This is a genomic window from Amycolatopsis decaplanina DSM 44594 (genome assembly GCF_000342005.1).
GTDB lineage: Bacteria > Actinomycetota > Actinomycetes > Mycobacteriales > Pseudonocardiaceae > Amycolatopsis > Amycolatopsis decaplanina.
Genome location: NZ_AOHO01000071.1, coordinates 237,648 through 251,360, shown reverse-complemented (window position 1 = coordinate 251,360; position 13,713 = coordinate 237,648). Strand labels below are relative to the sequence as shown.

Sequence of the window (13,713 nt, the reverse complement as noted above, 5' to 3'; positions counted from 1 at the left end):
GCGGGGGCTGAGCTGCTAGGAGGAGTTTTCGCAGTGCTGTACTGGCTCATGAAACACGTGTTTATCGGGCCACTGCTCAAGGCGCTGTGGCCCACCAAAGTCGTCGGCGCGGAGAACATCCCCGACGACGGTGGCGCGATCCTCGCGGGCAACCACCTCGCGGTGGCCGACTCCTTCTTCATGCCGCTGCGGGTCAAGCGCAAGGTGACCTTCCCGGCCAAATCGGAGTACTTCACCGAAAAAGGCTTCAAAGGTCTGCTGAAGAAGTGGTTCTTCACCGGCGTCGGCCAGTTCCCGATCGACCGCTCCGGCGGCAACGCCGCGCAGGCCGCGCTCGACACCGCGACCCGGCTGGTCCGCGAAGGACACCTCCTCGGCATCTACCCCGAAGGCACCCGCTCCCCGGACGGCCGCCTGTACAAGGGCAAGACCGGCGTCGCGCGGATCGCGCTCGAGTCCGGCGGCGTCGTGGTCCCGGTCGCCATGATCGGCACCGACAAGGTGAACCCGATCGGCTCGAAGATGTGGTGGCCGCGCCGCCTCGAGATCCGCTTCGGCAAGCCGCTCGACTTCTCGCGCTACGAGGGCCTCGCCGGCGACCGGTTCATCGAGCGGTCCATCACCGACGAGATCATGTACGCGCTCATGGAGCTCTCCGGCCAGGAGTACGTCGACATCTACGCCGCCAAGGCGAAGGAACTGCTCGCCGCCGAAGAGGCGGGGCTTCGCCCCAAGGTGCCCGCGCAGCCGTCCGCCCAGGACGTCGCCCGTATCCCGGACACCAAGGTCGGCTGAGGCCCGACTAGGGTTCTCCGGTGCGCTTTTTCTACGACACCGAATTCATTGAGGACGGCGTGACCATCGATCTGGTGTCGATCGGTGTCGTGGACGAAAGAGGCCGCGAGTTCTACGCGGTTTCGACCGATTTCGATCCCGGCAAGGCCGGCCCCTGGGTCCGCGACAACGTGCTCCCGAAACTCCCGTCGCCCGCCGACCCGGCGTGGCGCAGCCGCGAGAAGATCCGCACGGACCTGCTCGAGTTCTTCGGCAAGCCGCCCGGCGGGATCGAACTGTGGGCCTGGTTCGCCGCCTACGACCACGTCGCGCTGGCGCAGCTGTGGGGGCCGATGCCCGCGCTGCCGCGTCAGCTGCCGCGTTTCACGCGTGACCTGCGGCAACGCTGGGAGGACGCGGGCAAGCCGAAGCTCCCGGCGGCGCCGGACGACCAGCATGACGCGCTGGCGGACGCGCGGCACAACTACCAGCGGTGGCAGATCATCGAGTCGTACTGGCAGCACTAGTCCCCGGCCTCTCGTGAGTGGTAAGGACGGTTAGAACCGTCCTTACCACTCACGAGACCCACCGCTCACCGCCGCGAGTCGACGGCCTCGGCGAGGGTGTCCAGCAGTTCGGCCGTCGCGTCCCACCCCAGGCAGGCGTCCGTGATCGACTGCCCGTAGGTCAGCGAGGCCGCGTCGCCCAGCGTCAGGTCCTGTCGCCCCGCCACCAGGAAGCTCTCCAGCATCAGCCCCGCGATGCCACGTTCACCGGCACTGATCCGCCCCGCGAGTTCGCGGACGACCGAAGCCTGCCGCATGTGGTCCTTCGCGCTGTTGCCATGGCTCGCGTCGATGATCACGCGTTCCGGCAGTCCCGACTTCGCCAGCCGAGCCAGCGTGTCGGCCACCGTCGCGGGGTCGTAGTTCGGGCCCGCGGAGCTGCCGCGCAGGATCACGTGGCAGTCCTCGTTGCCCGCTGTGGTGATGAGCGCGGCGAGCCCGTCGGGGTTGATGCCCGCGAAGACATGGCTCGCGCCGGCCGCGCGGGTCGCGTCGACGGCGACCTGGACGTCGCCTTCGGTCGAGTTCTTGATCCCCACCGGCATCGACAGCGCGCTGCACAGCTGCCGGTGCACCTGGCTCGCCGCGGTCCGCGCGCCGATGGAACCCCAGGTCACGGTGTCGGAGATGAACTGCGGGGTGATCGGGTCGAGGAATTCGCAGCCGACCGGCAGGCCGAGCGAGGAGATGTCGAGCAGCAGTTTGCGCGCCAGCCGGAGGCCGTGGTTGACCTCGTAGGTGCCGTCGAGACCGGGGTCGTTGATCAACCCCTTCCAGCCGAGCGTGGTCCGCGGCTTCTCGAAGTAGACGCGCATGACGATGTGCAGGTCACGGCGGTGCTCTTCGGCCTTGGCGGCGAGGCGGCGGGCGTAGTCGAGCGCGGCGTCCGCGTCGTGCACCGAGCAGGGGCCGACGACGACGAGGAGCCGGTCGTCCCGGCCGTCGAGGATGTCGACGGCCGAGGCCCGCCCGGCTAGGACGGTATCGGCTATTTCGGCCGTCATCGGATGTTCGTGCCGCAGCATCGCGGGCGACAGCAGCGGGTCGATGGCCGCCGTGCGGTGCCCGTCGAGGGCGATCAGGGTGTCAGCGGAGGGAGACATCGCGGGTCTGGTTCCTTTCGAAAGGGATACCGACCCGCGGGAACTCGCCGAGCCGGTGTGATTCCGGCTCGGGGTGGACGCTCAGCGCAGGTTCACGCCGCCGTGCCCACCCGGGGCCGGCTTCGTAAACCAGAAATAGCGCTGCACGCGGCCAAGTTAGCACATCCGTCTCATGGACCGATTTCCGAGGTGGTCCGCCCTGCACCGATCCAGAGAACTGGCGCTACGCTGGCGGCGGGACATGTGACTGTCATCTCTACGGAACACAAAGACGGAGGCTTCTGATGCGTGTCGGTGTGCTGACCGGCGGTGGCGACTGCCCGGGGCTCAACGCGGTGATCCGCGCTGTGGTGCGCAAGGGCATCGAGGTGCACGGCTGGGACATCGTCGGGTTCCGCAACGGCTGGAACGGTCCCCTCACCGGGGACAGCCGCCCGCTCGGCCTGAACGACGTCGAGGACATCCTGACCCGCGGCGGCACGATCCTGCGTTCGTCGCGGACCAACCCGTACAAGGTCGACGGCGGGGTCGACAAGATCAAGGCCGTGCTCGCCGAGCAGCAGGTCGACGCGCTGATCGCGATCGGCGGCGAGGACACCCTCGGCGTCGCGAAGCGGCTCACGGACGACGGCGTCGGCGTCGTCGGGGTGCCCAAGACCATCGACAACGACCTCGGCGCCACCGACTACACCTTCGGCTTCGACACGGCGGTCTCGATCGCCACCGAGGCCATCGACCGGCTGCACACCACGGCCGAGTCGCACCACCGCGCCTTGGTCGTCGAGGTGATGGGACGGCACGCGGGCTGGATCGCGCTGCACTCCGGTCTCGCCGGCGGCGCGAGCGTGATCCTGGTGCCGGAGCGGCACTTCAGCGTCGACCAGGTCGTCGAGTGGGTGGAGCGCCGCTTCGAGAAGGAGTACGCGCCGATCATCGTGGTCGCCGAGGGCGCGCTGCCCGAGGGCGGCGAGGAGAAGCTGCTGACCGGGGAGAAGGACGCCTTCGGACACGTCCGGCTCGGCGGCATCGGCACCTGGCTGGCCGACGAGATCGCCGCCCGCACCGGCAAGGAGTCCCGCGCGGTCGTGCTCGGGCACGTCCAGCGCGGCGGCACCCCGACGGCGTACGACCGCGTGCTCGCCACCCGGTTCGGTCTCAACGCCGTCGACGCCGTGGCCGACGGCGACTTCGGTGTGATGGTGGCGCTGCGCGGCACGGACATCGTCCGCGTCAAGCTCTCCGAGGCGACCGCCGAACTGAAGACCGTCCCGGTCGAGCGGTACGAAGAGGCCGAGGTCTTCTTCGGCTGAGCCCTGCTTCAGGAGAAGGCCCCTTACTTTGTGCTGAGCTCGGGTAAGGGGCCTTCGCTTTCCTTGCGGCCCCACCATCGCGGCGAGTTGAATCGGCCACCTGGGGGATCAGGGTGGAAGGGCGGCGGTGCTCATGGCGGGAGCGGGATCCAGCAGGCGCGAGTTCCTGAGGTGGCTGGCCGCCGGCGGGACCGGGATGGCGCTCGCCGGGACGCTGCCCGGCACGGCCGCCGCGGACACCGGCGAGATCGTCGTCATCACCCACGTCACGCTGATCGACGGCACGGGTTCGGCGCCGCGGCACGACGTTTCGGTCGTACTCGCCGGCGACCGGATCGCCTGGGTCGGCGGCTCCGGTCAGGTCCCGGAAACCGGTGGCGCGCGGGTGATCGACGGCCGCGGCAAGTACCTCATCCCGGGACTGTGGGACATGCACACCCACGGTGCGGACCTCGAAGAGATCGTCCCGCCGCTGCACCTGGCCCACGGCGTCACGGGCGTCCGCGAAATGTGGGGGTACGCGGAAAACCGCGCCACGAAGGGCAAGATCGAACGCGGTGAGCTGCTCGGCCCGCGTGTCGTGATGGCGAGCGGGATCGTCGACGGGCCGGTCACGCTCCTCGGCCCGCCGGTGCTCCAGGCGTCTACGGAGGCCGAAGCGCGGGCCGTGGTCCGCGCGGAGAAGGCCGCGGGTGCCGAGTTCGTCAAGACCTACTCCTACCTCGGCCCCGACGTCGTGCGCGCGGTCGCGGACGAAGCCCGCGTCCAGGGCCTGCGGTTCTCCGGGCACTGGCCGTACAAGCTGTCCCACCTGCAGGCGAGCGACCTCGGTCAGCACAGCTTCGAGCATTTCTTCGGGGTGTCCATCCACTGCTCGTCCCGGCGCGACGAGATCCTCGCGAGGTTGAAGGTGACGCCTTACGATCCCGCGGCACCGCGCGCCTTCTTCGACCTGGCGCGGAGACTGGAGTTCGACTCCGTCACCACGTACGACCCCGGCATGGCGCTGGCCTACTTCGGGAGGCTGCGGCGCAACGGCACCTGGCACTCGCCGACGCTGACGATCAACCGGATCGTCACGCAGCCCGCCGAAACCCACAGGCACGACCCGCGGCTGAAGTACGTACCGGCCGACGTGCGCGAGAGCTGGGCCATGGGCATCGAACGGTTCGCGCCGAAGACCCCGGCGGACATCGCCCGGCAGGAGCGGTATTACCGGGAGACGCTGCGGCTGGTCGGTGTCGCGCACGAAGCGGGCGTCGGGCTCATCGGCGGCACCGACTGCCTCAATCCGTACACCTTCCCCGGCAGCGGGCTGCACGAGGAACTCGCCTTCCTGGTCGAGGCCGGGCTCTCGCCGGTGCGGGCGCTGAAGACCGTCACGGGCGACGCGGCGAAGTTCCTCGGCAGGGAACGGACATCGGGCACGATCGCGGTGGGGAAGGAGGCGGACCTCGTGCTGCTGGACGCGAATCCGGCCGCCGACATCCGCAACGTCGCGAAGATCGACACGGTGATCACCCGCGGCCGCGTCCTCGACAGGACGGAGCGACGGCGGATGCTCGACGCCGCGGAGGCCGCCGCGAACCGGCCGGTGGCGACGAGCGCCCGGGTGCGGTCCCTCGCCCGGCGGGGATGCTGTTGCTGAGCTGCTCGCGTCTCGTGAGTGGTTAGGACGGTTCTAACCGTCCTAACCACTCACGAGACCCAGGGCTCAGACGGGTCCTCCGACGGAGGCTGCCAGGGCGGGCGGTGTGTCGGCCGCCGGGTTTGGGTGGCAGAGCCTTGATCAACGGAGGATGGGGGACGTTGAGTGTCCCGGATCTTCCGTTGATCATGGTCCGGGACGGGGTCATCTCGTGTCTATGAAGGAATTGGGACGTTGAGTGTCCTAATTCCTTCATGAACGGTCCCGGTACCCGTTGGGATCGTCGACTTCGCGCAGGTCAGCAGGTAGGCGAATACCGGCCGGTTCTAACCGTCCTAACCACTCACGAGACCCAGGGCTCAGTCCGACGGCGGCTGCCAGGGCGGGCGGTTGCCCCAGTCCCACTTCGGCATCGGCTCGGGGACGGTGACCTCGCGGCCGGGCTGCGAGAACATCACCGCCAGCCTGCTGCCCCATTCGACATACGCGGCGAACGCGGAGCGGAACTCGGGATCGGCCGGGAGCCCGGCTTCGTCGGCGGCGTCGAAGAGCAGGTTCACCCAGCGGCGGCGCTGCTCCTCGGTGATGGCGCGGCCGAGATGCCTGCCGACCATGTGCCGGTGGCCGCCGTGCTCGCCGCTGTAGGTCTCCGGGCCGCCGAACACCTCGGCGAGCCAGACCGCCACGTGCTCGGGGTGGCCGGGATCCATGTGGCGGAAGACCGGTTCCAGCAACGGGTCTTTCAGCACGTGCCCGTAGAAGACGGTGGCCAGCCGTCGCAGGGCTTCCAGTCCGCCCGCCCATTCGTACAACGTCGGCGTCTCGGTCACGTAATGTCCTCCCAGCGCGGTGATCCCCGGTCAGGCAAGGCAACACCACCGCCCATCCGGCGGCAACCGCTTACTTTTCGGTGCGTGCCAACGGGAGTGGCGATGAAGCGGTACCACTGCGCGGTCGAACTCGCGGTCGACGTCATCGGCGGCAAGTGGAAGCCGGTGATCCTTTCGCATCTGAAGGAGGGGGTGCACCGGTACGGCGAACTCCGGCGCCGGATGCCGGGCGTCAGCGAGAAGATGCTGACCCAGCACCTGCGGGAACTGGAGGCGGACGGCCTCGTGCTCCGTGAGAGCCGCGAAGGGCGGGTGCCGCACGTCGAGTACCGGCTCACCGAGGAAGGGGAGCGGTTACGGCCCGCACTCCAAGCGCTCTACGACTGGGGGACGCGGCGCGCGGCCGACCGCGACATCACGTTCGAGCCGTTACCTATTCACTGACTGTCTTCGCCGAGATGCCGTTCGAGCGCGTCGATCCGTCCTTCCCAGAACCGGCGGTACGGCGCGAGCCAGGCGTCGACCTCCGCGAGCGGTTCCGGGCGGAGCCGGTAGCACCGGCGCTGGGCGGCGACGCGGACGGTGACCAGACCCGCTTCGCGTAGGACGCGCAGGTGCTTCGATACGGCCGGTTGGCTCAATTCGAGGACCTCGACCAACTCGTTGACCGATTTTTCGCCGTCGCGCAAGAGGTCGAGGATGGTCCTCCGTCGCGGCTCGGCGAGGATCTCGAAAGTCTGCATCATCCAGGAAATGTGCCCGGTGCGGCATATTTCCGTCAAGGAATGTTCGAAAATGTCCATCCGAAAGTCGCGGTCTGAACCATTGACGGAGTGGTCTAGTCCACTTAGCTTGTGCGTGTCCCGCCGCAGTCCTCTCGTCACCGCTGGTGACCGTGAAGGGAGAACGCATGTCCCGTTCGATCAGGCTCACCGCTATCGCGGGTGCCGCGGCCATCGCGCTCGGCGCGCTGGCCGTCGCCGCACCGGCGCAGCCGGCGACAGCCGCTCCCGAGGCGCAGGACGCCTCGGTCGGCAAGGTGCTCGGGTACTTCGCCGAATGGGGTGTCTACCAGCGGAACTACCATGTGAAGAACATCGACACGTCGGGTTCTGCCAGCAAGCTGACGCATATCAACTACTCGTTCGGCAACGTGACGAACGGTGGCTGCGCGATCGGTGACGCGGAAGCGGCGACCAGCAAGTTCTACGACGCCGCGGGCAGTGTGGACGGGGTCGCCGACAGCTGGGACAACGGCGCGCTGCGCGGGAACTTCAACCAGCTGAAGAAGCTCAAGGCCAAGTACCCGGACCTCAAGGTGCTGTGGTCCTTCGGCGGCTGGACCTGGTCCGGCGGCTTCGGCGAGGCGGCCAAGAACCCCGCCAAGTTCGCGGAGTCCTGCTACAACCTCGTCAACGACCCGCGCTGGGCCGGTGTCTTCGACGGTATCGACATCGACTGGGAGTACCCGAACGCCTGCGGTCTCTCCTGTGACACCAGCGGCGCGGCCGCGATCAAGAACCTCGCGCAGGCCCTGCGGGAGAAGTTCGGCTCGAAGCTGGTCACCGCCGCCATCACCGCGGACGGCACCGACGGCGGCAAGATCGACGCCGCGGACTACGGCGGCGCGGCGCAGTACTTCGACTGGTACAACGTCATGACCTACGACTACTTCGGCGCGTGGGCCGCGCAGGGCCCGACGGCCCCGCATTCGCCGCTGACCGACTACGCGGGCATCCCGACCGCCGGCTTCCACTCCGACGCCGCGATCCAGAAACTGAAGAGCAAGGGCGTCCCGGCGAACAAGCTGCTGCTGGGCATCGGCTTCTACGGCCGCGGCTGGACCGGCGTCACCCAGGAGGCCCCGGGTGGTACCGCGACCGGTCCGGCGGCGGGCACCGAGCCGGGCATCCAGGACTACAAGGTCCTGAAGAACACTTGCCCGGCCACCGGCACCGTCGCGGGCACCGCGTACGCCAAATGCGGCAGCGACTGGTGGAGCTACGACACCCCGGCGACCATCGGCGGCAAGGTCACCTACGCCAAGAACCAGGGTCTCGGCGGCGCCTTCTTCTGGGAGCTGTCCGGCGACACGGCCGACGGCGAACTGATCACCGCTCTGGCCAAGTAAGCGCCGAAGTACATGAAGGCCCCCTTCCTTGCGCCTAGGTACGGGAAGGGGGCCTTCATGTACTTGTCGGTGGTGAGGATTAACGTCACCCCATGGGTTTCGAGGGTTTCGGCGAGTACGCGATCGACTTCTACGACGGTCTCGAGGCGGACAACTCCAAGTCCTATTGGGACGCGAACCTCGCCACCTACAAGGCCGACGTCCGCGCGCCGATGGAAGCGCTGCTCGCGGAACTGGTCCCCGAGTTCGGCGACGGGTTCGGCGAGGGGAAGGTCTTCCGCCCGTACCGCGACGTGCGGTTCGCCAAGGACAAGACGCCGTACAAGACCCACTGCGGCGCGGTGATCGAGCAGGGCCGCGGCGGCGGCGCGTACTACGTCGAGGTCGGCCCGGCCGGGCTGCGCGTCGGCGGCGGCTGCTTCCACTTCGAGTCCGATCAGCTCGCCCGCTTCCGCAAGGCCGTCGACACCGAGCTGCGGGGCGCCGAGCTGGCCAAGATCCTCGCGAAGCTGGAGAAGACCGGCTGGGAGATCAAGGGGGACAGGCTCAAGTCGAAGCCGCGCGGCTTCGCCGAGGACCACCCCCGCATCGACCTGCTGAAGTACCGCTCCGTGTACGCCGTCCGCGGCTGGGAGCCGGACGACGTCCTGCACGAACGCGGCGCGCTCGACAGGGTGCGGAAGGCGTGGCGGCAGGTCCGCGCGTTCAACGAGTGGGCCCGTGACCGGGTCGGGCCGAGCGAGAAGCCGCGCCGATAACCGCCGAACCCTGTTCGACGGTTGCCCATCGCCCAGGTGAACTGACACTTTTCTTGAACTTTCGGTATCGGTACAGACGTATCCACGATGAGGGACTACGCTGTGCGAACGTGAGCCGACGCGCGAAGATCGTTTGTACCCTGGGCCCCGCGACCGCTACGCCGGAGAAGATGCGGCAACTCGTCGACGCCGGGATGGACGTCGCGAGGATGAACTTCAGCCACGGGACGCACAGCGACCACAAGCAGGTCTACGACCTCATCCGCACCGCCGCCGCCGAATCCGGCCGCGCGGTGGGCATCCTCGCCGACCTCCAGGGGCCGAAGATCCGTCTCGGCACCTTCGCGGGCGGGCCGGTCGAGTGGCACAACGGCGACATCGTGCGCATCACCGTCGAGGACGTCGCGGGTACGCACGACCGCGTTTCGACCACCTACAAAGGACTCGCCGACGACGCGAAGCCCGGCGACCGTCTCCTGGTGGACGACGGCAAGGTCGGCCTCGTGGTCAAGCAGGTCGAGGGTCCGGACGTCGTCTGCGAGGTCACCGAAGGCGGCCCCGTCAGCAACAACAAGGGCGTCTCCCTGCCGGGTATGGACGTCTCCGTGCCGGCGCTGTCCGAAAAGGACATCGAAGACCTCGAGTTCGCGCTCGAACTCGGCGTGGACTTCATCGCGCTCTCGTTCGTCCGCTCGCCCGCCGACATCGACCTGGTCCACCAGGTGATGGACCGCGTCGGCAAGGGCCGCCTCCCGGTGGTCGCGAAGATCGAGAAGCCCGAAGCGGTCTACAACCTCGAAGCCATCGTGCTCGCCTTCGACGCGGTGATGATCGCCCGAGGTGACCTCGGTGTCGAGCTCCCGCTGGAGCAGGTCCCGCTGGTGCAGAAGCGCACCATCCAGATCGCCCGCGAGAACGCGAAGCCGGTCATCGTCGCGACGCAGATGCTCGAGTCGATGATCAACAGCTCCCGTCCGACCCGCGCCGAGGCCTCGGACGTCGCCAACGCGGTGCTCGACGGCGCGGACGCGCTCATGCTCTCGGGGGAGACCAGCGTCGGCCGCTACGCCATCGACGTGGTCAAGACCATGGGCCGGATCATCGAAGCCGTCGAGACCGACTCGCCGGTCGTGCCGCCGCTGTCGCACGTCCCGCGCACCAAGCGCGGCGTCATCTCGTACGCGGCCCGTGACATCGGTGAGCGGCTGAACGCCAAAGCGCTGGTCGCCTTCACCCAGTCCGGTGACACCGTCCGGCGGCTCGCCCGGCTGCACACGCGGCTGCCGCTGCTGGCGTTCACGCCGGAGGAGAGCGTCCGCAGCCAGCTCGCGATGACCTGGGGCACCACGACGCGGATCGTGCCGAAGGTGGGCTCCACCGACCAGATGATCCAGCAGGTCGACCACGCGATGCTCGAAATGGGCAAGTACGCCAAGGGTGACCTGGTGGTCATCGTGGCCGGTTCCCCGCCCGGGACCGTCGGCTCGACCAACCTCATCCGGGTGCACCGCCTCGGCGAGGACGACCACGCCTGACGTTTCGCCGAAGTACATGAAGGCCCCCTTCCTTGCGCTTAGGTACAGGAAGGGGGCCTTCATGTACTTCGTCCTGAAGGTGGCCTTCGCGACAAACGTCTCGCCTCACGGAGGCTTCAAGCACCCTTACGGCCTAAAGTTCAGGACATGACTGAGATGGCCAGGGAAGCCGCGGCCGGTTTCGACAACGCGGGCGGGATGGGCGGACAGCCCGTGCTCGATCGGCTGGTCGCGTTGCTGGACTTGGAGAAGATCGAGGAGAACATCTTCCGCGGCGTCTCGCCCGCCCACTCGCCGGTGCGGGTGTTCGGCGGACAGGTCGCGGGGCAGGCGCTGGTCGCCGCCGGCCGTACGGTCCCGGAGGAGCGGAAGGTCCACTCGCTGCACGCGTACTTCATCCGCGGCGGCGACCCGAGTGTCCCGATCGTCTACGAGGTCGACCGCATCCGCGACGGCCGTTCGTTCACCACCCGCCGCGTCGTGGGCATCCAGCACGGCAAGGCGATCTTCTCCCTGTCCGCCTCCTTCCAGAAGGACGAGGGCGGCATCGAACACTCCGAGGCCATGCCGGACGTCCCGGATCCCGAGTCGCTCCCGACGCTGCAGGAGCGGGCCGAGGGCTACTTCATGGGCCACCTCGACCGGCCGCGCCCGATCGACCTGCGGTACGTCAACGACCCGCCCTGGGTGACCAGGAAGTCCGGCGATCGGCCCGCCAGGAACCAGGTCTGGATGCGGGCCGACGGCAAGCTCCCGGATCAGCAGTTGCTGCATGTCTGCGTGCTGACCTACGCCTCCGACATGACGCTCCTGGACTCGGTCCTCGCGCGCCACGGCGTCTACTGGGATCTCGACAAGGTGCTCGGCGCGAGCCTCGACCACGCGCTCTGGTTCCACCGCCCGTTCCGGGCCGACGAGTGGTTCCTCTACGACAGCGCGTCGCCGACGGCGTCGGGTGCCCGGGGACTGGCGACCGGCCGGTTCTTCTCCGCGGACGGAACGCACATCGCCACCGTTGTGCAGGAAGGCCTTCTTCGGGTGGTGTGAACGGTGACGTTCCGCATCGAAGAGGCGCCTTGTCCACCCTTTAGAGGGAATGGCGAAATGCCTTAACATCTGGTGCCAGAGCATTACGAAAGGGATGCGGGCATAAAGGGAGGGCCGGAACCGATCGGGGGACGGCTCCGGCCCTGCACCGGGGGTGAATCCGGCTTCGACAGGTATCCTTCCGGAAGCCCATCGGTGCAGCTCGCAGCCCCGCGCCCGTGCCGCGAGCGGATCCGCTGCCGCCGGTGAAGGCGGGCGTACCGCGTTGCACAATGCTCAACCTACAATGGCAATCTGCAAATTGCAGGATGAAAAACGGGCGTGTCGGAAAATGGTCGTGTGACCATCTCACCGAATGTGTCTCGGGCTGGTTAGATGTGCTTCGTGCGGGGTTGCCGAACACTGTTCTCCTCGCCGTGTCGCGATCGGTGTTGCTCGGACAGCTTTGTGGAGGTGCCGTGATGACGAGGGGTCAGGGGCCCACCGTGCGCCGCCGGCGGCTGGCGAGCGAACTGAGGCGGTTGCGCGAGGCGGCCGACCTCACCATCGACGAGGTGAGCGAGAAGCTCGAATGCTCGGCGTCGAAGGTCAGCCGCATCGAGACGGGGCACGTCGGCGTCACCCCGCGCGACGCGCGCGACATGCTCGAGCTGTACGGCATCGCCGGCGACGAGCAGGAAGCGCTCGTCCAGCTGGCCAGGGAAGCCCGCAAACGCGGCTGGTGGCACGCGTACAACGAGGTGTTCACCGGCACTTTCGTCGGCCTGGAGGCGGACGCGAGTTCGCTGAGGGCGTTCCAGGCGCTGCTGGTGCCGGGACTGCTGCAGACCGAGCGTTACGCCAAGGCCGTGATCAGGGCGATGCGGCCCGACGCCGAGGACGCCGAGATCAGGCGCAGGGTGGCGGCGCGGATGGCGCGGCAGGAGCTGCTGACCGATCCCTCGCCCCCGGAGTACTGGGCCGTCATCGACGAAGCGGTCCTGCACCGCGTGGTCGACGGCGCCGAGGTGATGGCGGAACAGCTGTACCGGATGGTCACGATGGCGGCGCAGCCGAACGTCACCGTCCAGATCGTGCCGTTCGGCGCGGGTGCCCATCCCGGGATGGAGGGTCCGTTCCTCATCATGGGCTTCCCCGAACTGGCCGACACCGACGTGGTCTACGTCGACAGCACCTCCAGCGGGCTCTATCTGGAGGAACCCCCGGACGTCCGGCGATACGCGTTGATGTTCGACCATCTGCGTGCCGCCGCGTTGAAGCCGGACGACTCGGTCGAGGTGATCGCCGAGGCAGCCGGGAGGTTCGCCGAACAGGCGGCCCTGCCGGAGAAACCGCAGTAACGGAACTCCGGAGACTCCAGAGGCTCCAGAAGTCTTCGGAGCGCTCGAAGTCCCCGGAAAACGAGTAAGGAGTGGGGAGCATGACGTCCAACGATGATCTTTCCCAGGCCCGGTGGTTCAAGAGCAGCCACAGCGGTGGCGGCAACGACTGCGTCGAGGTCGCCTTCACCGGTTCCGGTGCCGCCCTGAGGGACTCCAAGGACCCTGAGGGAGGTGCCTTCCGCCTCTCGCCGCAGGCTTGGCGTGGGCTGCTCGGCGCGGTGCGCCCGAGTGGCCCGGCTCACGACTAGACGCTGAAACTCGACCCCTTACGCCCCCCGAGCAGGGGATGGGCCGGCGTAAGGGGTCGAATCACGTCCGGGTGTAGGTGATCACCCGATGCCGCGGGGCACCCCTCAGGGCGAATCTGATCACTACCAACAAGGCAGTGAGTTCCTAAGGGGAAACAGATGAACACGAACGACGCTCTCCTCACCGGCGTACTGGCCGAGGTCGAATACCGCAGGGCAGAGCTCCAGCGAGCGGGCCGCAGCATGTGGGTCGAGCGGGCCCGCCGGGCGGGCAAGCGGATCCGCGCGTATCGCGCCGAAGTCCAGGTGCCCGCCCAGGAGCGCCGCGAGGCCCGGCAGATGCCCGCCCGCAGCGGCGACATCACCCGGTAGAGGTCGAGT

At 68.1% G+C, this 13,713-nt stretch carries 15 protein-coding genes; 12 read left to right on the top strand and 3 right to left on the bottom strand.

Annotated elements, in window-relative coordinates; translation table 11 throughout:
* Positions 1-33 precede the first annotated feature (33 nt).
* Together H074_RS29465 and H074_RS29460 are read left to right on the top strand one after the other, a co-directional pair.
* On the top strand, positions 34-795 hold the full coding sequence (locus tag H074_RS29465; RefSeq protein ID WP_007033728.1) for a lysophospholipid acyltransferase family protein: 762 nt from the start codon (positions 34-36) through the stop codon (positions 793-795).
* Between the two features lie 20 nt (positions 796-815).
* On the top strand, positions 816-1,301 hold the full coding sequence (locus tag H074_RS29460; RefSeq protein WP_007033727.1) for a polyadenylate-specific 3'-exoribonuclease AS: 486 nt from the start codon (positions 816-818) through the stop codon (positions 1,299-1,301).
* 65 nt (positions 1,302-1,366) lie between these two features.
* On the opposite strand, the gene H074_RS29455 is transcribed toward H074_RS29460, so the two are convergent.
* Complete coding sequence (locus tag H074_RS29455; protein WP_007033726.1) at positions 1,367-2,443, bottom strand: 3-deoxy-7-phosphoheptulonate synthase; 1,077 nt, start codon at positions 2,441-2,443, stop codon at positions 1,367-1,369.
* Between the two features lie 284 nt (positions 2,444-2,727).
* Between H074_RS29455 and H074_RS29450 the strand changes: the two genes are divergently transcribed.
* Together H074_RS29450 and H074_RS29445 are read left to right on the top strand one after the other, a co-directional pair.
* The gene (locus tag H074_RS29450) at positions 2,728-3,753 is read left to right on the top strand and encodes a 6-phosphofructokinase (protein ID WP_007033725.1); all 1,026 of its coding nucleotides are present in this window, start codon (positions 2,728-2,730) and stop codon (positions 3,751-3,753) included.
* 133 nt (positions 3,754-3,886) lie between these two features.
* The gene (locus tag H074_RS29445; RefSeq protein WP_039923616.1) at positions 3,887-5,401 is read left to right on the top strand and encodes an amidohydrolase family protein; all 1,515 of its coding nucleotides are present in this window, start codon (positions 3,887-3,889) and stop codon (positions 5,399-5,401) included.
* A 359-nt stretch (positions 5,402-5,760) separates the two neighbouring features.
* Here the strand turns inward: H074_RS29445 and H074_RS29440 are convergent, their stop codons facing one another.
* A complete protein-coding gene (locus tag H074_RS29440; protein WP_007033723.1) occupies positions 5,761-6,231 on the bottom strand; it encodes a group II truncated hemoglobin in 471 nt (156 codons plus the stop codon).
* Positions 6,232-6,333: 102 nt separating this feature from the next.
* Between H074_RS29440 and H074_RS29435 the strand changes: the two genes are divergently transcribed.
* Positions 6,334-6,675, top strand: a complete 342-nt coding sequence (locus H074_RS29435) for a winged helix-turn-helix transcriptional regulator (protein WP_007033722.1) — start codon at positions 6,334-6,336, stop codon at positions 6,673-6,675.
* On the opposite strand, the gene H074_RS29430 is transcribed toward H074_RS29435, so the two are convergent.
* Complete coding sequence (locus H074_RS29430) at positions 6,669-6,977, bottom strand: ArsR/SmtB family transcription factor (protein ID WP_039923614.1); 309 nt, start codon at positions 6,975-6,977, stop codon at positions 6,669-6,671. The genes H074_RS29435 and H074_RS29430 overlap by 7 nt on opposite strands.
* A 164-nt stretch (positions 6,978-7,141) precedes the next feature.
* Between H074_RS29430 and H074_RS29425 the strand changes: the two genes are divergently transcribed.
* The 7 genes from H074_RS29425 to H074_RS29395 all read left to right on the top strand — a co-directional run bounded on the left by H074_RS29425 (position 7,142) and on the right by H074_RS29395 (position 13,704).
* Positions 7,142-8,362, top strand: coding sequence for a glycoside hydrolase family 18 protein (locus tag H074_RS29425; RefSeq protein ID WP_007033720.1), 1,221 nt, complete (start codon positions 7,142-7,144; stop codon positions 8,360-8,362).
* Between the two features lie 92 nt (positions 8,363-8,454).
* Complete coding sequence (locus H074_RS29420) at positions 8,455-9,120, top strand: DUF2461 domain-containing protein (RefSeq protein ID WP_007033719.1); 666 nt, start codon at positions 8,455-8,457, stop codon at positions 9,118-9,120.
* Positions 9,121-9,230: 110 nt separating this feature from the next.
* Complete coding sequence (pyk, locus tag H074_RS29415; protein WP_007033718.1) at positions 9,231-10,655, top strand: pyruvate kinase; 1,425 nt, start codon at positions 9,231-9,233, stop codon at positions 10,653-10,655.
* A gap of 147 nt (positions 10,656-10,802) precedes the next feature.
* The gene (gene tesB, locus H074_RS29410; protein ID WP_039923612.1) at positions 10,803-11,702 is read left to right on the top strand and encodes an acyl-CoA thioesterase II; all 900 of its coding nucleotides are present in this window, start codon (positions 10,803-10,805) and stop codon (positions 11,700-11,702) included.
* Between the two features lie 461 nt (positions 11,703-12,163).
* Positions 12,164-13,042 (top strand): helix-turn-helix domain-containing protein, encoded by an 879-nt coding sequence (locus H074_RS29405; RefSeq protein ID WP_039923611.1) that lies wholly within the window; start codon positions 12,164-12,166, stop codon positions 13,040-13,042.
* 80 nt (positions 13,043-13,122) lie between these two features.
* Positions 13,123-13,332 (top strand): DUF397 domain-containing protein, encoded by a 210-nt coding sequence (locus H074_RS29400; RefSeq protein ID WP_007033715.1) that lies wholly within the window; start codon positions 13,123-13,125, stop codon positions 13,330-13,332.
* A gap of 159 nt (positions 13,333-13,491) precedes the next feature.
* Entirely contained in the window at positions 13,492-13,704 is a 213-nt protein-coding gene (locus H074_RS29395; protein ID WP_007033714.1) for a hypothetical protein, read from the top strand.
* The last annotated feature ends 9 nt before the right edge of the window (positions 13,705-13,713 follow it).